The organism is Bordetella genomosp. 4 (genome assembly GCF_002261185.1).
In the GTDB taxonomy this organism is placed as follows: Bacteria; Pseudomonadota; Gammaproteobacteria; order Burkholderiales; family Burkholderiaceae_B; genus Bordetella_A.
Genome location: NZ_NEVQ01000013.1, coordinates 1,052,820 through 1,069,880, shown reverse-complemented (window position 1 = coordinate 1,069,880; position 17,061 = coordinate 1,052,820). Strand labels below are relative to the sequence as shown.

Annotated in this window: 23 protein-coding genes; 17 read left to right on the top strand and 6 right to left on the bottom strand. The window is 57.2% G+C overall.

Features of this window, described 5'->3' with window-relative positions; translation table 11 throughout:
• The 13 genes from CAL20_RS15185 (at position 1) to CAL20_RS15130 (ending at position 11,523) form a co-directional block, all read left to right on the top strand.
• Positions 1-420, top strand: coding sequence for a phage tail tube protein (locus CAL20_RS15185; RefSeq protein ID WP_094838253.1), 420 nt, complete (start codon positions 1-3; stop codon positions 418-420).
• Positions 420-770, top strand: a complete 351-nt coding sequence (locus CAL20_RS15180) for a GTA-gp10 family protein (protein ID WP_094838252.1) — start codon at positions 420-422, stop codon at positions 768-770. The genes CAL20_RS15185 and CAL20_RS15180 overlap by 1 nt, the downstream gene beginning before the upstream one ends.
• Positions 767-985, top strand: coding sequence for a phage tail assembly chaperone (locus CAL20_RS25885; RefSeq protein WP_143277076.1), 219 nt, complete (start codon positions 767-769; stop codon positions 983-985). Before CAL20_RS15180 ends, CAL20_RS25885 begins: the two co-directional genes overlap by 4 nt.
• Entirely contained in the window at positions 963-3,764 is a 2,802-nt protein-coding gene (locus CAL20_RS15175; protein WP_094838251.1) for a tape measure protein, read from the top strand. Before CAL20_RS25885 ends, CAL20_RS15175 begins: the two co-directional genes overlap by 23 nt.
• Positions 3,761-4,573, top strand: coding sequence for a discoidin domain-containing protein (locus tag CAL20_RS15170; protein WP_094838250.1), 813 nt, complete (start codon positions 3,761-3,763; stop codon positions 4,571-4,573). The genes CAL20_RS15175 and CAL20_RS15170 overlap by 4 nt, the downstream gene beginning before the upstream one ends.
• Positions 4,570-6,333, top strand: coding sequence for a hypothetical protein (locus tag CAL20_RS15165; protein ID WP_094838249.1), 1,764 nt, complete (start codon positions 4,570-4,572; stop codon positions 6,331-6,333). The genes CAL20_RS15170 and CAL20_RS15165 overlap by 4 nt, the downstream gene beginning before the upstream one ends.
• Before the next feature lie 3 nt (positions 6,334-6,336).
• Positions 6,337-6,846 carry a hypothetical protein gene (locus CAL20_RS15160; RefSeq protein WP_094838248.1) on the top strand — a complete coding sequence of 170 codons (510 nt, stop codon included), beginning with the start codon at positions 6,337-6,339 and terminating at the stop codon, positions 6,844-6,846.
• Between the two features lie 66 nt (positions 6,847-6,912).
• Positions 6,913-8,763 (top strand): SGNH/GDSL hydrolase family protein, encoded by a 1,851-nt coding sequence (locus tag CAL20_RS15155; protein ID WP_094838247.1) that lies wholly within the window; start codon positions 6,913-6,915, stop codon positions 8,761-8,763.
• A 3-nt stretch (positions 8,764-8,766) separates the two neighbouring features.
• A complete protein-coding gene (locus CAL20_RS15150; protein ID WP_094838246.1) occupies positions 8,767-9,534 on the top strand; it encodes a hypothetical protein in 768 nt (255 codons plus the stop codon).
• 76 nt (positions 9,535-9,610) lie between these two features.
• Positions 9,611-10,126 carry a glycoside hydrolase family 19 protein gene (locus CAL20_RS15145; RefSeq protein ID WP_179266674.1) on the top strand — a complete coding sequence of 172 codons (516 nt, stop codon included), beginning with the start codon at positions 9,611-9,613 and terminating at the stop codon, positions 10,124-10,126.
• Positions 10,126-10,575: a hypothetical protein gene (locus tag CAL20_RS15140; protein WP_094838244.1), complete on the top strand. Its 450-nt coding sequence runs from the start codon at positions 10,126-10,128 to the stop codon at positions 10,573-10,575. Before CAL20_RS15145 ends, CAL20_RS15140 begins: the two co-directional genes overlap by 1 nt.
• A gap of 145 nt (positions 10,576-10,720) precedes the next feature.
• Positions 10,721-11,002: a hypothetical protein gene (locus tag CAL20_RS15135; protein WP_143277070.1), complete on the top strand. Its 282-nt coding sequence runs from the start codon at positions 10,721-10,723 to the stop codon at positions 11,000-11,002.
• Complete coding sequence (locus tag CAL20_RS15130; RefSeq protein ID WP_094838242.1) at positions 10,999-11,523, top strand: DUF2514 domain-containing protein; 525 nt, start codon at positions 10,999-11,001, stop codon at positions 11,521-11,523. Before CAL20_RS15135 ends, CAL20_RS15130 begins: the two co-directional genes overlap by 4 nt.
• A gap of 46 nt (positions 11,524-11,569) precedes the next feature.
• Here the strand turns inward: CAL20_RS15130 and CAL20_RS15125 are convergent, their stop codons facing one another.
• From CAL20_RS15125 to CAL20_RS15105, 5 genes are all read right to left on the bottom strand, one after another.
• Entirely contained in the window at positions 11,570-11,905 is a 336-nt protein-coding gene (locus CAL20_RS15125; protein WP_094838241.1) for a hypothetical protein, read from the bottom strand.
• Positions 11,906-12,008: 103 nt separating this feature from the next.
• Positions 12,009-12,320, bottom strand: a complete 312-nt coding sequence (locus CAL20_RS15120; RefSeq protein ID WP_094838240.1) for a hypothetical protein — start codon at positions 12,318-12,320, stop codon at positions 12,009-12,011.
• 31 nt (positions 12,321-12,351) lie between these two features.
• The gene (locus CAL20_RS15115) at positions 12,352-12,711 is read right to left on the bottom strand and encodes a hypothetical protein (RefSeq protein ID WP_094838239.1); all 360 of its coding nucleotides are present in this window, start codon (positions 12,709-12,711) and stop codon (positions 12,352-12,354) included.
• 5 nt (positions 12,712-12,716) lie between these two features.
• A complete protein-coding gene (locus tag CAL20_RS15110) occupies positions 12,717-13,406 on the bottom strand; it encodes an SOS response-associated peptidase (RefSeq protein WP_094838238.1) in 690 nt (229 codons plus the stop codon).
• Positions 13,407-13,732: 326 nt separating this feature from the next.
• Complete coding sequence (locus CAL20_RS15105) at positions 13,733-14,284, bottom strand: TIGR00645 family protein (RefSeq protein WP_094821948.1); 552 nt, start codon at positions 14,282-14,284, stop codon at positions 13,733-13,735.
• Positions 14,285-14,455: 171 nt separating this feature from the next.
• Between CAL20_RS15105 and CAL20_RS15100 the strand changes: the two genes are divergently transcribed.
• Entirely contained in the window at positions 14,456-14,989 is a 534-nt protein-coding gene (locus CAL20_RS15100; protein ID WP_094838237.1) for a PaaI family thioesterase, read from the top strand.
• Positions 14,990-15,080: 91 nt separating this feature from the next.
• On the top strand, positions 15,081-15,416 hold the full coding sequence (locus CAL20_RS15095; RefSeq protein ID WP_254924114.1) for a hypothetical protein: 336 nt from the start codon (positions 15,081-15,083) through the stop codon (positions 15,414-15,416).
• Between the two features lie 83 nt (positions 15,417-15,499).
• Here the strand turns inward: CAL20_RS15095 and CAL20_RS15090 are convergent, their stop codons facing one another.
• A complete protein-coding gene (locus CAL20_RS15090; RefSeq protein ID WP_094821946.1) occupies positions 15,500-15,817 on the bottom strand; it encodes a DUF2513 domain-containing protein in 318 nt (105 codons plus the stop codon).
• A gap of 213 nt (positions 15,818-16,030) precedes the next feature.
• Here CAL20_RS15090 and CAL20_RS15085 point away from each other — a divergent pair, with 213 nt between their 5' ends.
• Positions 16,031-16,348 (top strand): hypothetical protein, encoded by a 318-nt coding sequence (locus CAL20_RS15085; protein WP_094838236.1) that lies wholly within the window; start codon positions 16,031-16,033, stop codon positions 16,346-16,348.
• A gap of 268 nt (positions 16,349-16,616) precedes the next feature.
• Entirely contained in the window at positions 16,617-16,820 is a 204-nt protein-coding gene (locus CAL20_RS15080) for a cold-shock protein (RefSeq protein WP_012249703.1), read from the top strand.
• Positions 16,821-17,061: the final 241 nt, after the last annotated feature.

Genomic DNA, 17,061 nt, shown 5'->3' with positions numbered 1-17,061 from the left:
ATGGCTGACTTGAATGCTATTGCTGGTCGCGACGTCGCCTTTTACGTGGGGACCGATGATTCTGGCCCTCGAATCTGCGCGCGTACCAAAACCATTACCATCGCTGGCGAACCCATCGACATTACGCAGGACTGCGACGGCGCGTTCCGCACGCTGCTGAATACTCCTGCCACTCGCTCGATCGACATGTCTGTCGAAGGCATCATGCGCCAAGACGACTGGGCGTTGATCGCGTTTGACCCAGCATCCAACAATTTCCTGGAGCAGTACGCGCTCGTGATCCCCGGCCTTGGGACCATTACAGGCGACTTTTTCCTGGGCAACTTCGAGGTTGGCGCTGAGTATCAAGACGCTGTGACTTTCTCGGCGACGGTCCAGTCCTCCGGCGCCTGGGTGTTCACTCCTGAGGCCTCCGCATAATGGCCGCGATCTTTCAGGAAGTCGCCATTGGATGGAAGGGCAAGCAATACACGATCAAGCCGACGCTTGCCCTGCTGAATCGCGTGGAGCAGAAGGTATCGCTTTCGGCTCTGGCTCATAGCCTGGGGACCGGAGCGCCGAAGTTGACGCATATCGCATCGGCCATTGCTGTCTTTCTCCAGGCTGCCGGGGTGGCTGCGACCGAAGATGACGTATACGTCGAACTTATCCACGGCGATCAGAATGCAGTCACAAGCATGGCGCATGCCATTGTGATGGCGGCATTCCCGGAGAACCCTAATAAGGGAAACGCGGAAAGCCCCAAGACGCGAGCAGTGAAGAAGAAATAAAAGACGTTGATTGGGGCGTCCTGTATGACCTGGCCGTATGCAACTGGGGCCTTGCCCCAAGCGAGGTCTGGGATATGACGCCGACGGAATGGTGGCGTATCTACGAGATCAAGCGGCCTCGGGACAAAGAGCGGGATTACGCGGGGTCATTGACCCAGGATGATGTTGACCGCCTTGAAAGGATGATGAAGAATGGCAACAAGCGCAACCGGTAGCCAGATCGGCGGTGTGTTTGTCCGGGTCGGGGCGGACACTACTGGCCTGAATCGCGGCCTGCGTGAGGCCACTGCGCGCATTAACGATTTTGATCGTCAAGCGCAAATGGCTACGCGCAGCATTGCTTCGCTCGGCGCGCGCTTCGCCGCTGCATTTTCGGCGGTCAAGATTATCGACATTGCCGATAACTGGGGGCAGGTAGCCAGCCGGATCAAGCAGGCCACGAATAGCCAGGAAGAGTACAACCTGGTGCAAAGTCGTCTGGTGCAGTCGGCCAATAGCACTTATCGGTCTTTGCAGGAGTCGCAAGAGCTATTCATCCAGACATCCCAGTCAATCCGCAGCCTCGGGTATTCCCTGGAGCAGTCGATTGATCTGACGGATAGCTTCTCGGCGTTGCTGGTGACAAATGCCGCCAGCGCGGATCGGGGACGCGCGGCCATTGACGCTTACTCCAAGGCTATTCAGACCGGTCGGGTAGATTCTCAGACGTGGCAGACGATCCTGTCCGCCATGCCTACGATAATTGACGCTATTTCGAAGTCGTCCGGGAAGTCTGCAGAAGAGATCCGAAAGCTGGGCATCGAGGGCAAACTCGCCCTGAACGAGATCAATACCGCCCTGCTGGAAACCCTCGATGACAACATGCGCAAAGTGGGTGAGATGCCTACCACTGTGCGTGATGCCTTGCAGAGGGTATCGAACAACTTCCAAAACCTGATCGGAATACAAAATGAGGCTAGCGGCGCAACTGCTGCGCTAGTTAGCGGGATTGATTTCCTGGCCGATCATATCGAGACGCTGGCGAAAATCGCTGGCGGTGTGGCTGTTACCGCACTAGCTGCTTACATTGGAAGAATGGGCGCGTCTACCGTAGCGACGGTGGCGGCATATCAAGCCAAACGCGTAGCAACAGCAGAGGAAATAAGGCTGTCTCAGGCTCAGCTAGTGCAGGCTCGGGCAACGATGGCGCAGATTGCGGCGACAAACGCTGCGGACGTATCTACCCGCAAGCTGACGGCTGCGAAGATCGCGCTTGAGCTTGCGGAGAAGCGTGTCACAGCCGCGCAGGCAGCACAGGTTACCGTTGGACGTTCTTTGGCGGCATTGTTTGGCGGCCCGGCAGGATTTATTACGCTCGCCGCGGTTGCGGCTACGTCCTTGATCGCGTTCGGGCGTGGTGGAGATCAGGCAAAGCAGAGTATCGAGGCGCTGACCGAAAGGGTTGACGCGTTCAATAGTGAAGCCAGCAAGCTAACCCAGAACCAAGCGCGTCAAGCGATGCTGGATCTTCAGTCGCCTCTGGATGAGGCAAAGTCGCGCGTACAACTTCTTGAGGACAATATAGCGGGCCTGAGTCAGGAAATGAAACGAATCCCCCCGGGGTCGCCGCTGCTCGCTGAGTTCGAACAGGCATTGATCCGTGCTAGAGGGGATTTAGACACTGCATCGTCTGCCGTGGAAAGACTAACAGGAAGGATGAGCGAACTCAAGGCAGTGGCTTCTGCGGCAGGAGCGGCTACTGCTGGAGCGGCCGCGTCATTATCTGCCGAGTTCCTTAAACAGGAAGCGATCATTAAAAAACAGATCGCGCTTATGGGGGTGTCCGGCCAAGCAGCATCTTTACGCTATGACCTAGAGCATGGCGAGCTTTCCAAGCTAACGGATGCAGAGCGGGAAAAACTGAAGGTTCAGATAGACGCTCTAGATGTTGCTGAGAAGCGATATGAGCAACAGAAAAAAGCCGCTGCTCAAGGAAAGAAGGACGAGGCTAGCGGAAAGCGAGATGCCGAGAAAGAAAAGACCCGAATAGAGAAACTTAAAGAAGAACTCAAGCAAATACAGAAGTATGCCGGCGAAGGAACGCAAGTGGAGGTGGCCGAGGCGCTAGAGCGCCAAACCAAGTTGGCTGAAATATTTAAGAATGGACAAGTTGATCGAGGAGAGTATTACAGCCTGTTAGAGCAACTGGCCAACAAACATGCTGAAAACATGGCGAAGATTGCCGAAGCAGATGCTCAACAAGATCTGGATCGAAATCAGAAACTATACGAGGGGCGGCTGATTGGCTACCAGGACTATCTGAGCAATCAGATGAGAATTTCCGCTGAGCAGCAGGCCGCCTTAACGGAGATTGAGATACAGGGGTACGTAGAACGGCTGGCGGCAATAGATGAACTCTATGGGGACAGGCAGGATACGGAGGATGAGCGCCGGATCGCCGAGCTCCGCCTGGCAGAGGAGCACCAGGAACGCCTAACTGACATTGACGCGGCCGCTGCTGCGGCTCGGATCAAGATCGCCGAGCAGGAGCGAGCGAAACGAGTTTCCGTCATGGATGGAATGCTCGGAAATCTGGCGTCTCTCATGGACAGCGGGAACAAGAAGATGTTCCAGATCGGCAAGATTGCGGCTATCTCTCGGGCAGTTCTATCTGGTTATGAAGCGGTGACGCAGGCATATCGAGTGGGGACAGAGATTGGTGGCCCCCCGCTGGGCGCTGCCTTTGCTGCCACTGCTGCCGCTGCTACCGCAGCACAGATTGCCTCAATCAAGAACACCCAGTATGGCGGGGGCGGGTCGCCGTCGTCGGGATACTCCAAGCCATCCGACGCGACCGCCAGCGGACCTCAGCCAGCGGGGGCACAACAGCAAGCGCAGTCCCCGGCGGTAACGATCAACATTGGCGATGGCCTGTATTCTGGCAAGGCCGTGCGCGATCTGATCAGCGCGATTAACGAAGCTGTGGGCGACGGCGCCCGACTGAGGGTAGCATGAGCGTAATTGTCGTAAGCCCGAGCCTGGTAGAGCAGGGCGACCATGCGGATGGACGCGGATACCCTCTGAACCATGCGAGGATTGGCTGGCAGACCATCACGCGGGACGCGATCCTGAACGTCAGTAGCGAGACGCCGGGATTTCCTGGGGCAGCGCTGTCTAACCCGATGACGTACGAGCGGTGGCGACCGGCATCCGTGCCCGCTTGGGCAGGTTGGGATGCGGGAGCACCGGTTGAGATTGACTATATCGGCATCGCAAGTCATACCCTAGGGTCGTCTGGCGCCACTATCGTCATTGAGTACAGCGACGACAACGCCACGTGGGTGACACTGGAGACGGTCGAGCCCGCTGATGACAAGGCCATGATGTTGCTGTTCGCACCAGTGACAGCGCGGTATTGGGTTATTCGAGTCTATAACTCAGTGGCATCTATCGGCGTGGTTTACCTGGGCCGCGTTCTGGAAATGCAGCGCGGCCTATATGGCGGACACTCGCCTGGAACTTTGTCTCGCCAGACGGAAATCTTGCCGAACAAGAGCGAAGGTGGGCAGTTCCTGGGTCGGTCAATTATTCGTGAGGGCTACGCGACTTCCTATAGTTGGAAAAACCTTACTGCCGCTTGGTACCGGCAGTGGTTCGATCCATTCGTAGAGTCAGCTCGGAAGTACCCGTTCTTCATTGCGTGGTATCCGCTGAAGTTTCCGCAGGAGGTGCTGTACGCCTGGTGCAATGACGATATTCAGCCATCCAACCAGGGGCAGCGCGATCTGATGTCAGTCGGTTTTTCGGTCGAGGCGATCGCATGAACGAGACGACAGTAGGCCGGGAACTGCAAACCGTTATCGAGATCGAGCAGGACTTCTGTGAGCATCGTTATGGCGTTTCGCCTTGCGCTGCGGCGCTGGGCGTCACCGGCGACCGGAAGTGCTTCAATACGCGCACGACGTGCCAGGACCCCGCGAACTATTCGCCGCAGCCACTGGTGCTACGGTTCTGCAAGCCTGGCGAGAGATTGCCGGATGTCTATTGCATCCCCAGCGTACAGTCGGTTTCGACTGCCCCTACGGAAATCAACCCCGGGGGAGGGAGTCAGAACAGCGGCCCGCTAGGGAAACGGGCATCGGTCCGAGTATCGTTCAACGATCACCCGCACTCCGACAACCTGGTAGACCCCTACGTTTCAGATCGTGGGTACAACCCGCTGGAACGAGGCACGTTCTGGTCGAAATGGCTGGCGAGGAATCCGTACTACAACAATCGCGTGCTGCGCGTGCGCGAGGGCTACGCTGGCCAGGCCCTGGGCGACATGGTTACCAGGACATACCTGATCGACAAGATCGACGGCCCCGACTCTCGTGGGCGTGTGCAGGTTACCGCCAAGGATGTGCTGAAGCTCGCGGATAACGACAAGGCACAGGCGCCACGCCCAAGCGAAGGGAGCCTGCTTGTTGATTATGAGCAAGAGGGGGCCATTAGTGAGTTGCGGGTAACGGGCGCCGCTGCGTCCGAGTATCCGGCTCCCGGAACCGTGCGCATCAACGACGAGTTGATGACCTATACGGGGGTGGTAACGGTCAGTGATACGGAGATCCAACTGACCGGGATCACGCGGGCAACTGACGGCAGCAGCCCGGACAGCCACGAGGCGGGTGACCGGGTGCAGATATGTTTGCGATACGTGAATATCCGAGTCGATGACTTGGCATATGAATGGCTCACCGAATATGGCGACGTTCCGACGGAGTGGATCAATAAGGCGGAGTGGGCCGACGAGGCGGCGCTGTGGCTTCAGCAGTTCGATTTGACAGGCCTGATTACTGAGCCGACGGGTATCACTGACCTGCTGTCGGAGATCACAGAGCAATGTCTGTTTTTCATCTGGTGGGACGAGCGGCAGCAAAAGATTAAGCTTGAGGCCATCAAGCCTCCAGTGTTTCAGGTTGTTCCCAAGATCAACGACAACGCCAACATCATCGCAGACAGCGCAACCGTCACCCAAGATCCGAAAGGTCGGGTTTCGCAGGTCTGGGTGTACTGGGGGCAACGCGACCCAACCGAGGACCTGGAGAAGGAATCCAACTACCGGCGGCTGAGAGTTCGGGCAGACCTGGAAGCCGAGGGGGTACAGCAGTACGGCGAGCAAAAGATCCGCAAGATCTACTCGCGCTGGCTTCACAGCGATGCCCAGGCGGTCAATGTGACAGCGCGTCTACTCAGTCGGTACCGGAACAATCCGCGTTACATCACGATCAGCGTGGATGCCAAAGATCGCGCGATGTGGACGGGCGACGTGGTGGATATTCTGCACCGAGGCGTCGTCGATGACACCGGCGCCCCGCTAGAGACTCGCTATCAGATTCTCAGCGCCGAGGAAACCACACCTGGACATGAGGCGGAGTACCAGCTCGAGGTGTTCGAGTATTCGATCAATTACCGCATTGGCCTCTGGATGGAGTCCGATGCACCCACCTATGAAAATGCGACGGATGAGCAGAAGTTCACCGGCGCATGGTGGGCCGATGAAAATGGCCGGGTCGATGGCGATCCTGGTTTTAACTGGACCTAAAACATGGCATGGACTGCTATCCCGGACTCGGTTCTTGAGCCCGGTAAACCGATACGCGCCGTCGATGGGCTGGCGCTGCGTGACAATCCGATTGCGATTGCCAATGGGGACGCGGGCGCGCCGCGAATTCAGAATCCTGCATATGGCGATACGTCAATTTCATTCGATAAATTATTTACGGGGGCTGCGACCAGATTCGGCTCTGATGCTTTCAACCTGACTTACGGCGAATCCTCGGGGACGAGCTTCTCGGCGGTATCTATTGATGTGCCGGGCACCTATATGGCCGTAGTGATGGGGCAGTGGTCGGGTGTTGGCGTCGCTGGTCGCTGGGTGCGGCTTTACCACGGCTCGAATGTATTGATTGAAGGAGACCAGGTGGCGGATAGGCAACTATGGACGCTGGCCCCTGTCTCTGCGGGAAACAACGATTTCCGAATCGAATTTGAACGGCCTTCTGGCGGAGTCATCACCATGCCAGGGTCATTTATCGTTTTTGCCCCCATCAGATAACCCGCCTAGAGCGGGTTTCTTTTTGCTTATTGCCACCTTCGGGTGGCTTTTTTATTGGGTGAACCAATGCTAATTCGTTGGCAAAAGACCATTGTTGATCGCCAGGGGAATGTTCAACCTGGTGCTGTGCTGACTATTCGCCGTGAGTCCGATCAGGCGCTGGTGACTATCTATCGTGATCGAGACGGTACGAATCCATATCCAACGGGCACTGTCACGGCCGATGAGAATGGGTATGCGTACTTCTATGCTTTGGCGGACGCCTATCGCATCACGTCCTTGAAACCCGCAATTGATTGGCGCGATGAAGGGCTCACAACGGCAATCATTGATTTTGCCGGAAAAACCTACCTCAGCTACGACAGCCCATCAGATAAACGGATGGTGGACGACACCTCGCAGCCGGTTGGCACGCTTGGGCGGGTGACAAATGACGCCGACCCAGAGAAGAACGGCGACTGGGTAATGACGGCGGCCGGATGGGAATGGGCGGAGGTGCAGCCGGCTAAACAGGCTGACGTGGCTGAGCTCCAAGGCGGTCTGGGATTTGAAACCATGGAGCCAGCCTCGGTAGCGGTCGCGCTTTACGACAACGAACGGGTAGCGGTATGGCTGGATGCGGGCAGATTGGATGCGATGGGCCTTGGCCCGCGTTTGTCTGTAGCCGCCAAAGCGCTGTCAAGGACGGCGATCAGTGAGAGCATTGGAACGAGCAGCATCGCCGCTCTCGCGAGCTATGCAAATGAGCGGGTCCCTGTTTGGCTAGACGGCGGACTTTTGGACGCTATGGGGTTCGGCCCGCGGCTCACGCAAGCTATCCAGGCTACGGCTGGAAACGATTCGGCCTCGTCAGTTCCGACTTTTTTGGATCGGGATTTGCCTTTGCGCACAGATGGTTCATCGTTGCGCCGCTGGCTGGCCAAGCTTGGGCTCGTCAAAGCGGGCGTGGGTCAGGCCCGCATCCTTCTGACGGGCGACAGTTGGACGGAGCATCTGACCATAACCCAGGCGCTGGCTGCTGTACTGCACGCGGAGTTTGGCCGAGCGGGGACCGGTTGGCTGTCTTTCGATCCTCAATACTATCTTGATGGCGTCACCGGCTCGCGTACGGGCGGCACACTTTTCGACGCAACAAACGACCCACAGCCAGGCCCTCCTATGGGGTGCGGTCCAGACGGGTTCGCCTTGTATTGGACGACGGCCGGCGATGCGATCACGTTTGGCAACCTCGTGCACGGAGACACGTTCACCGTGTTCTTCGGCGCGCAAACCGGCTCATTCCGATGGCGCGTTGACGGAGGCGCGTGGACGACGGTGACGCCAAACCCAGCTGGTGCTGCGGTTCAGTCGACTGTGATTGCGCTTGCAACGGGATCGGCCCATACGGTGCAGATGGAATGGGTGTCTGGCACGGTGGCGCTATTCGGTCAACTGCTGCGCGATAGCACGGCGGTCGGCGTCGAGGTGCTGAAGGTCGGGCAGGGCGGAGCGACCGGCTACGACTTTATGACATTCGCTGATTGGGTGCAGCCTTTTGCGGCGGCGCTCGATGTAGACGTCACAGTGCAGATTCTCGGCACGAACGATTTCCGCCGGACGCGGGCGAGCATCGAAAGCTTTAAAGCTGCGCACGAGATGCTTATCGATGCCTACCGTTCAGCGAACGCAGACTGCGGGTCCGTAGTAGCCGTTCCCATGAAGTCGAATGGCTCCACCGTGATCCCGCTCATCCGCTACCGCGACGCAGCCTGGGAGACGGCGAAGGCTCGGCAAGTGGAGTTCATCAATGGCTTTGACGCCTGGGATAGCTTCAGCATCGAGAACTCGCGGGGTCAGTGGGCAGATGGTGCTCATGTCAGCGAAGGCGGAGCACATCGCTTCGTGCGTCAACAAATTCTTCCTACACTTGGAGTGTGAGTTATGGCTTATCTGAAACTTGGCGTCGATGCCCCTTCGTTGAATTTCCCCTGGCTGGGCGACTTCAGCGCCCCTGAGCTTTCCTACACGACGGGGCTGGTGGGTCTGTATGTGCTTGGGACCAGTGACTCGATGTCGAGCCGAAATTTCGTGAACCCTAATCTACCACTGCTTGTTGTCGGTTCTCCCGACTATTCGACCGATGGGGCTGGCGTGGGTCCAGAAGCTTATTTCGATACGCAGTTGCCCAGCACCGCCGACATGACCATTCTTGCCGTCGCGCAAAAGCTGGATGGTGGCGGCGCAGCAGTGGTGTCGAATCTTTCCTCTGCTGAGCAGGCGGGCACCCCTTTTTCAAGAGGCGACTCAGTCTCTGTCGGAATTTCAGGGTCGAGTCTTTACACGCAGTTATTTCGAGATCGAAACGGCGCAGATGCTGCGCCATCGGGCGGTCCTACGGTCACCCGGAATCTCCCCGGCGGCTGGGCGATCATTGGGGCTGCGTTCAAGGCTGAAGACAATTCAGGGGCGGCGGTTCTAGGACAGGGCGGTGCAAACGCAAGCAGTAATTATCCGGCCCTCGGTGAAGTTCGGACTAGTTTCTCCGCCAATTTGCGAATCGGGGCCACGCATAGCGGCAGTCTGAGCGGCGAGTGTCGCGTTCGGATGGTGGCTATCTACAACACCGTTCCCCCAAGTGGTGCGCTGGGGGCCCTTGTCAATAGTGTCCGCACGGGGTTTGGCCCGAGCGTCGGACTGAATGACCTGTAACAACGAAGAGCCCGCTTCGGCGGGCTTTTTTACGTCTGGAGTTTTGATGCGCGAGTCTGATTTTGCAAAAGCGGCCATGCTCTCGCCTACTATGGCCGCCAAGTGGTATGACGCAATAGAGCGATCAATGATGGAGTTCGCGATCGTCTCGCCTCTGCGTGCCGCGATGTATATCGCCACCATCGGGCACGAGTCGGCGGGTTTCGTGCATACGCACGAGATCTGGGGGCCGACGCCGGCACAGTTGCGTTACGAGGGTAGGGCAGACCTCGGCAATAGTCAGCCCGGCGACGGTTCAAGGTATCGAGGGCGCGGCCTGATCCAGATTACCGGCAGGGCCAATTACCAGGCGGTTTCTGACGGCTTGGGCGTGGATTATGTCAATCATCCCGAATGGCTAGAGCGACCAGTCGACGCAGCCCGATGTAGTGGCTGGTGGTGGAAAAACAATGGCTGCAACGAGATCGCCGATACCGGCGATTTTTTACGGCTGTCGATCCGCGTCAATGGCAAGAACAAAAACGGGCTGCCCAATGGGTGGGAGGACCGGCAACGCAGGTTTGAGGCGGCTCGCGCTGCGCTGGGGGGCTGATGGACGGCGGAATTGATGTTGTTAGTGGGTGGGCCCAGGGCAATGCTCTAGTCAACGCGCTCGGGCTGACTGGCGGTTCTGCCGTCATAGTCTGCGTCGCGATCTGGCTGGTACGCGGAGTCATGCGGCGTGATCGTGTGGCAGAGGCTTCGGCCGGTGGAGCAGTGTACTCAATCGAGCAGATACAGCAACTGGTGGAAAGTCTTAAGGCAATCATTAGCGATCAAAAGACATTTATAGGTGACCTTCTTCAGCGGCTAGACGAGGCTTATGCGGAACGCAATCGAGCATTAAGCGAAGACGGCGCCAAGCAAGCTCGAATCGATATGCTGCTGCAGCAAATTAGCGTGGCAGAAGCGCGCATACAGACCTTGCAGTCTCGCATCGCTACCTTGGAATCTCTCAAGAAGGAGACACTAGATGGAACCGCATCCGGACAAACAAATTGATTGCCGCCGCTGGGCGTGGCTAGTTTGCCTAATGATTGGCCTGGTGGCAGCGGGAGGGCTACTAGCAGGCTGGTCGCTGGCCAAACTCCGTTCCGACGACAGGGAGGCTCAGGTTGTGGCATCGACCCAGTCGGAGATTCAGCGGATGCAGGATATAAACCATCAACTGATGCTGATCATTGAGCAGCGACTGCCCCCATTGGTGGCAAAGACTGACGCTGCCGTTCAGGCCGCGCAAGAGGCGGTTTCCAAGGCTGAAGGCGCTTCCAAAACTGCCGCGGGGGCTGGCGCGACGGCTCGTCAGGCAGCAACTACCGCGAAGTCCGCAGCCAATAAGGCGAGCGAGGCTGTAGCAGACGTGAAAGAAGCGGTCACGCCTCAGCCTGTCGAGCCCAAAGATCCTCCTGACTGGTTGGGTGGATCATGATCGAGAAGGCAATTAAGGCGCTGGCGGGTTGGAAGGGCTATGCCGCCGTTGCTGTGGTCGCTGCGATCTTGGTAGGGCCGTGCGCGTGGGTCATTCAGGGTTGGCGGTACGAAGCGCGGATCGCAAATATAGAGGCGGCACACGCCCAAACCATGAACGACCAGGCGCAAGCCACCGTTGCAGCCGTCGAGGCCGCGCGAACCGAAGAAAGGCGGCGCACTGCCGCCGTGGAGAAAGCCCGTGATGAAGCGCAAGAGAAAGCCCGTGTTGCGGCGGCTGATGCTGACCGTGTGCACACTGAGCTTGGCAGGCTGCGCAAGCACGCAAACACGTTGGCTAGAGCCGCAGTCGCCCGCGATCCCGTCGCTGCCGACGGAGGCCCGGCAGGGACCAACGCCGTCGATCTGCTTGCCTACATGCTCAGCCGCGTTAGCGACCGAGCTGCAGAACTTGCAAAAGTTGCAGACCGTGCCCGAATAGCGGGCATGATGTGTGAGAGGGCGTACGATGCAGTCAGATAATTTATGTGATTTGATGGATTTTCAGTTCTAAAAACCCGTAATTTCTTTACATGTTATCCGGCATGTCATTGATTACGTAATTGCAATGTGCGCATAGAGCGTCGTCTCTGCCGTAGCGAATAGCATCGGCCACTAGATGCATCTCTATTTCATTCTCGCAATCTGGGTTTGCGCAATTAATGACCAAATTTGGTTGGATATATTTGTCAAACACGCTCTTTTGGTCTGTTGAGAGCTCTTGAAAATCTCCGGTGCTCGCCAGCTTTTTTGCGATACCTTCGCTCGCACGTTGCAGCCCTCCCTCCTCAACAAGAGCCTTCATTAAGTCCTGCAGTTCTTCCTTGTTTTCCTGCTGGTTGACCCAATTTTTGGTAAAGGACATGATTTTTCCCCTTGGTCGATAATAGATGCTTAGTAGCTGAAAATATGTTGCATGGTCAATTTAGGGGAAACGCCAAAGTTGCCTGCTTATCTATCGTTGGAGTCTAAGAGTCCTCGGGCAACTGATCGAGAGGCCGCCACTCGGCCAATTTCCACCGCTCTTCAAAACCCTCGGCAGTAATGACGCCGGCACTCACATTGCCGAGCGCCTGTAGCTCAAGTAAATCGGCCGGCGCTGTCTGGACCCATCGTTTGACGATGAATTCAGCGGAAGGCGTGTCCAGATGCTCGACAAGGTCTGACGCTACATTGGCTAGATGGAGCAGACCGACAACGCGGTCGCTAAGTATTGCTGCTATAGCCCATTCATTGCCGTCGCGGGTGTCCTGTAGGTATTCGGGGATAGGGTAGATCATGGTAATCACATGTTACCCCGTATGGGCCGGGCTATTTGACCGGCTTAGGCTTGTAATACTTGGTCCCCGGAATGTGGGATTTTGCCCGTTCGTCCTCGTCGTCTTCCCGGACGAACGGCTCTTTATCTAGCTGCCGGAGGTGCGTTTCCGCGCAAACGATTGCCATGGAGTTCGGATCATTAATCCACATCCGGTAGACATAGTGAGTCTGGCGCGCGTGAGCCCGCAGCCGCGATACCTCCCGCAGCAGCTTCATAATGTCTGGATCGCCTAGGCGGCGCTGCATGATTTCGCTTAACTCGTCGCGAGTCATGGGGGGATATTTCGATTCTGGCATGGCTGAAAACACTGTAGCTTCATCCAGTATATTCCAGCCAGAAATCAGGTCCATGTCCCCTAATTTTCGCCCTCGATAGCCGGTACGGGCTCGATCGCGTCTGGCAGTTCATACTTCGAGCTGCCGACCTCTAGCCGCACCGGGTGCCACGTGAAGGCGGTTTCGGGCAGGCCCGCGGCCAGCAAGGCCTTGGCCTCGTCAACCGGCAGATCAGGGGCGATCCACTGGCGCGCTAAATCGGCAGGCAGCGCGATTGGGCGTCGATCGTGGACGTCCACCATCCCGCCCCGGGAATCGTTCGTTGCGATGGCGAACCCATGAGCCTTGTCCAGTTCGTCACCGGGACGCCAAGCCGTCAGGGCTGCGAAGAATAACGGGCCATCGCCGTGGATGTAGTAGGGCTGTTTGGGCGGCTTCGGGTCGTCTGTGAGCGGTTTCCACTCGTACCAACCATCGGCGGGAACGAGGATGCGGCCCCGGCCAATCAACATCTTCCACGGCCAACCATTCTTTTGGATCGTCTCGAGCTTGGCATTGACCATGAAATGCTTGGAGTTGTGCGGCTGGTAACCCCAGGGCAGGCGCATCATTTGCTCAGCCCCGTCCAGGCAATGGATCGTGAGCGGACGAGTCCCAGGCGCCACGTTATAGCGAGGCCCGACCGGATCATCGAATATCCTTCCCAGGTTGGTAAAGATGCGCTCGACGTAATCCTGCGGGCCAGACTTTTGGACGATGCGACCGCACATAATTTTCTCTCCCTGAAATGAGGGCAACGCGCCCCATTAAAGCCCCACATACCGCTGAAAGCCGCGCCAAGCCTAGGAGTTGTTGTCCCCCCCTTCGCACCACGATTATGTACGACTCGGTTGGCCTTGTGCTGACTTTCTGATGATCCCCCTGGCATTCCGGTGTCTTTGGGGGATTTTCTTTTGGTGCGCTTTATGCGCCGGGCCGCGCGCCTTTTATTGCGACATCCTCCTGCCGGCCCAGGCAGCCCAAAAGAGAAACCCGCCGGGGCTGTGTTTTCCACAGCCCCGGCGGGTTTTTGCTGCCGATACTTGGCAGTGCTGGCTCAATGCTCCTTGACCGGCGCCGCCAGTAGCTTATCGACATAGGCAATCCCGACTGCCGACAAAATAAACGTCACATGAATGATGGTCTGCCACATCACACCGGTCTCGGTGAAACGCGAGTTGGGCGAGCCGATATTGCCTGCCTCGATAAAGGTGCGCAGCAGATGGATAGACGAAATCCCGATGATGGCCATGGCCAGCTTGACCTTCAGCACGCTGGCATTGACGTGGCTCAACCACTCCGGGCTGTCCGGGTGGCCTTCCAGGCGCAGCCTGGACACAAAGGTCTCATAGCCGCCCACGATGACCATGACCAGCAGGTTGGAAATCATCACCACATCGATCAGTCCCAGCACGATCAGCATGATCTCCATTTCCCCAAAGCTGGAGGCATGCGAGACCAGATGCCACAGCTCTTTGAGAAAGAGCATCACATAGACGCCCTGGGCAATGATCAAGCCCAGATAAAGCGGGAGTTGCAGCCAGCGCGAGCTGAAAATCAATGCCGCCAGAGGGGCCAGTGGACGGGAGGTACGATCAGACGAATTCATGGTGTTTCAGGAATCTGTAAGAAAACAGGCAGGGAGCGATTCTACCAAGCGCGGGCGTCGATAGTGTGATCGTCGTGTGCGAAATGCTACTTCGGGACCAAGCGCCGTCGGGCAGGCGTCCAGGTCGATTAAGCTCTCGCATATCTACGATGCTGATGACGAGGAGTGCCGATGGACATAGAACAACAAGTCGCCCAATGGGAAGCCGAAGAGCAAGCCGTGCGCGCGCGTCTGATGCCCGCAGACAGCCGACCGTCCACGGCCATCGCCGGCAAGACTGGGATGGAGCTGTTGCAAGCGATTTTTGCCGGGGAATTGCCTCCTGCGCCCATCGGTGCGACGCTGGATTTCGTGCCCGTCCATATCGAGCCGGGAGTTGCCGTATTCCAGGGTCGGCCCCAACGCAAACATTACAACCCGCTGGGCAGCGTGCACGGCGGCTGGTTTGCCACGCTGCTCGATTCCGCGGTCGGCTGCGCCGTTCATTCGATGTTGCCTGCGGGCAAGGGCTACACCACGCTGGAGCTCAAGGTCAACATGGTGCGGGCCTTAAGCGACCGCGTTCCTCTGGTGCGTGCAGAGGGCAAAGTCATCCACGCCGGGCGCCAAGTGGCGACAGCAGAGGGCCGGCTCGTCGGCCCCGATGGCAAGCTGTACGCCCATGCCACGACGACGTGTTTGATCTTTGATCAGCCTGCCGCCTAGCGTCCTGCCATGCGCGTCATGGGCGGTTGTGGGGGGCTAACTGGGCTACGCGTCGGTGTGTGACGCGCAGCCCAATTCATTTGTAACGCCCATGCTATTCTGGCCGCTACCTATTGTTCACAAGCGAGTCACCATCGTGCAGTCGTACGAATCCATTTTTTGGGGAATGGCGGTTGTGGTGTCGTTGGCGCTGGCTGGCGGAGCGCTGATGGGACGATTCGCCCGCGTCACGCAAAGTCTAGCGGGCGTGGGTGCCCAGTCCCTCGTTGTGCTGGCTGTCGTAGCGTATTTGGCGGCCGATGCCGGGGCAGGGGACATGGTGGCGCTGCTGGCCATCGCTGCCTCCATGTTTTCGTTAGTGATCGGTGCTGCAGCGGCTTTGCTGGCCCGTCGTGTATTGCGCGAACGACGGGCCGGTGTAGATTGATTTGGAGCCGGGCTGATCCAGTCATGCACGAGCGGGGCATGGGCTCGTGCAAATCGTGTCGGTTTGATTAATACCGGACGCTGTCAATTTTCGTCGTCGTCCTCATCATCATAGTCGTCCTCGTCTTCATCCTCATCGTCTTCTTCCTGCTCCAGCGCATCGTGACCCTTCCAGGTCAGTCGCCAGTAGGTTTCCGCATCACTGTCATCGGTGGCAGGCACCAGTGTGATCAAACCTGCATCCGACAAAATATCCAGATGGTGCGCAATCAATGGGGCGGGGGGCGCATCCGGCATGCTTGCTTGCACAGCAGCCTCGATGTCCTCTTGCGATAGCGCTGCCGTATCCGCGTCACGCAGCTCGCCCAGAATGGTCACGACCAGATCGAAATCACGTTGCATAGTCTCAGGTCCTTTTAGTTGTTGAGTACTGTCAAACCCTGTGGGCGACAACAAAGCCAAGTATGGGGCGACGGCAGCTCAGAAAAAACAGATTCAGCCAAAGATTAGGGTAAATCCGAACCCCATATAACGGTCGATTATGACTACATAGTTCACTCCAGGCTGGTATAGTCGCGTCCCTTGCGTACCAAAGCATGAAGGAGGGGCACGCACATGGACATAATCAGCACACAGACCGCCGAAATTTCAGGCGGCGTCGCGCTGGAGACCACCATAGACGGCGAGCGCATCAGCACTTACGTCGTCACGGGGGTGTCCGACCTGGAGGCCATCGCCGATATCGTGCCTCACGAAAAAGTCGATGCAGGCGCGGAAATTCACGTGACTGTGGTCGACGAAATCGACACGGCGCAAGATCAAATCGACCAAGTGCTCGACAACCTCAATCCCGGCGACGTAGCCGTCTTCCTGTGCGCAGACGAAGACGCCTATAACGCCGCACTCGATTTGTTGGGACTTCCGGTCGACTGATTTCAGATTCTGCGCACGACCCGTTCCTGCGCAAATAGTTCCGAAAATACGGCCTTGCAGTTGCGCTTTGTTGCATTATTGGTACGTATTTTTGAGGATTATGTTGACTTGTCAGGGGAACCTAACGATAGTGACGGCACACGATCTCAAGCGTTGTGATTTTCGATCAGTGCAGTGCCTTTCCGGCCGGCGTTATTGTTCTACTGTCCCCTTCTTGATTGATTCGTGACTCCCGGGCATTTTGCCCACAACATTTAGGAAATACAGTATGGAAACCGGCGTTGTTAAGTGGTTCAACTCGGAAAAAGGCTACGGCTTCATCACCCCGGAAGCGGGTGGCAAAGATCTGTTCGCGCACTTCTCGGAAATCCAAGCCAACGGCTTCAAGTCCCTGGAAGAAAACCAGCGCGTCAGCTTCGTGACAGCTAATGGTCCCAAGGGGCCGCAAGCAACGAAGATTCAAGTTCTGTAATCAGATCTTGATGAACAAAAGCCCCTTCCGGGGCTTTTTTATTGCGCATGCTCGATTTGTAACGATCATGGCCTTTGCGACGGTAGCAATTCAGCAACGATTAGTCGGTTTTGTTGTGTCAATTTGCAAAGTTTGACGTTCTGCAAGACGCCACATACACTGGGCAAGCGAGATTTTCAAGCGACGCGGTCGTTATTCCTGTCGCCGTCATGGTACCCAGTTAGTTGCCACTCCTTGATCA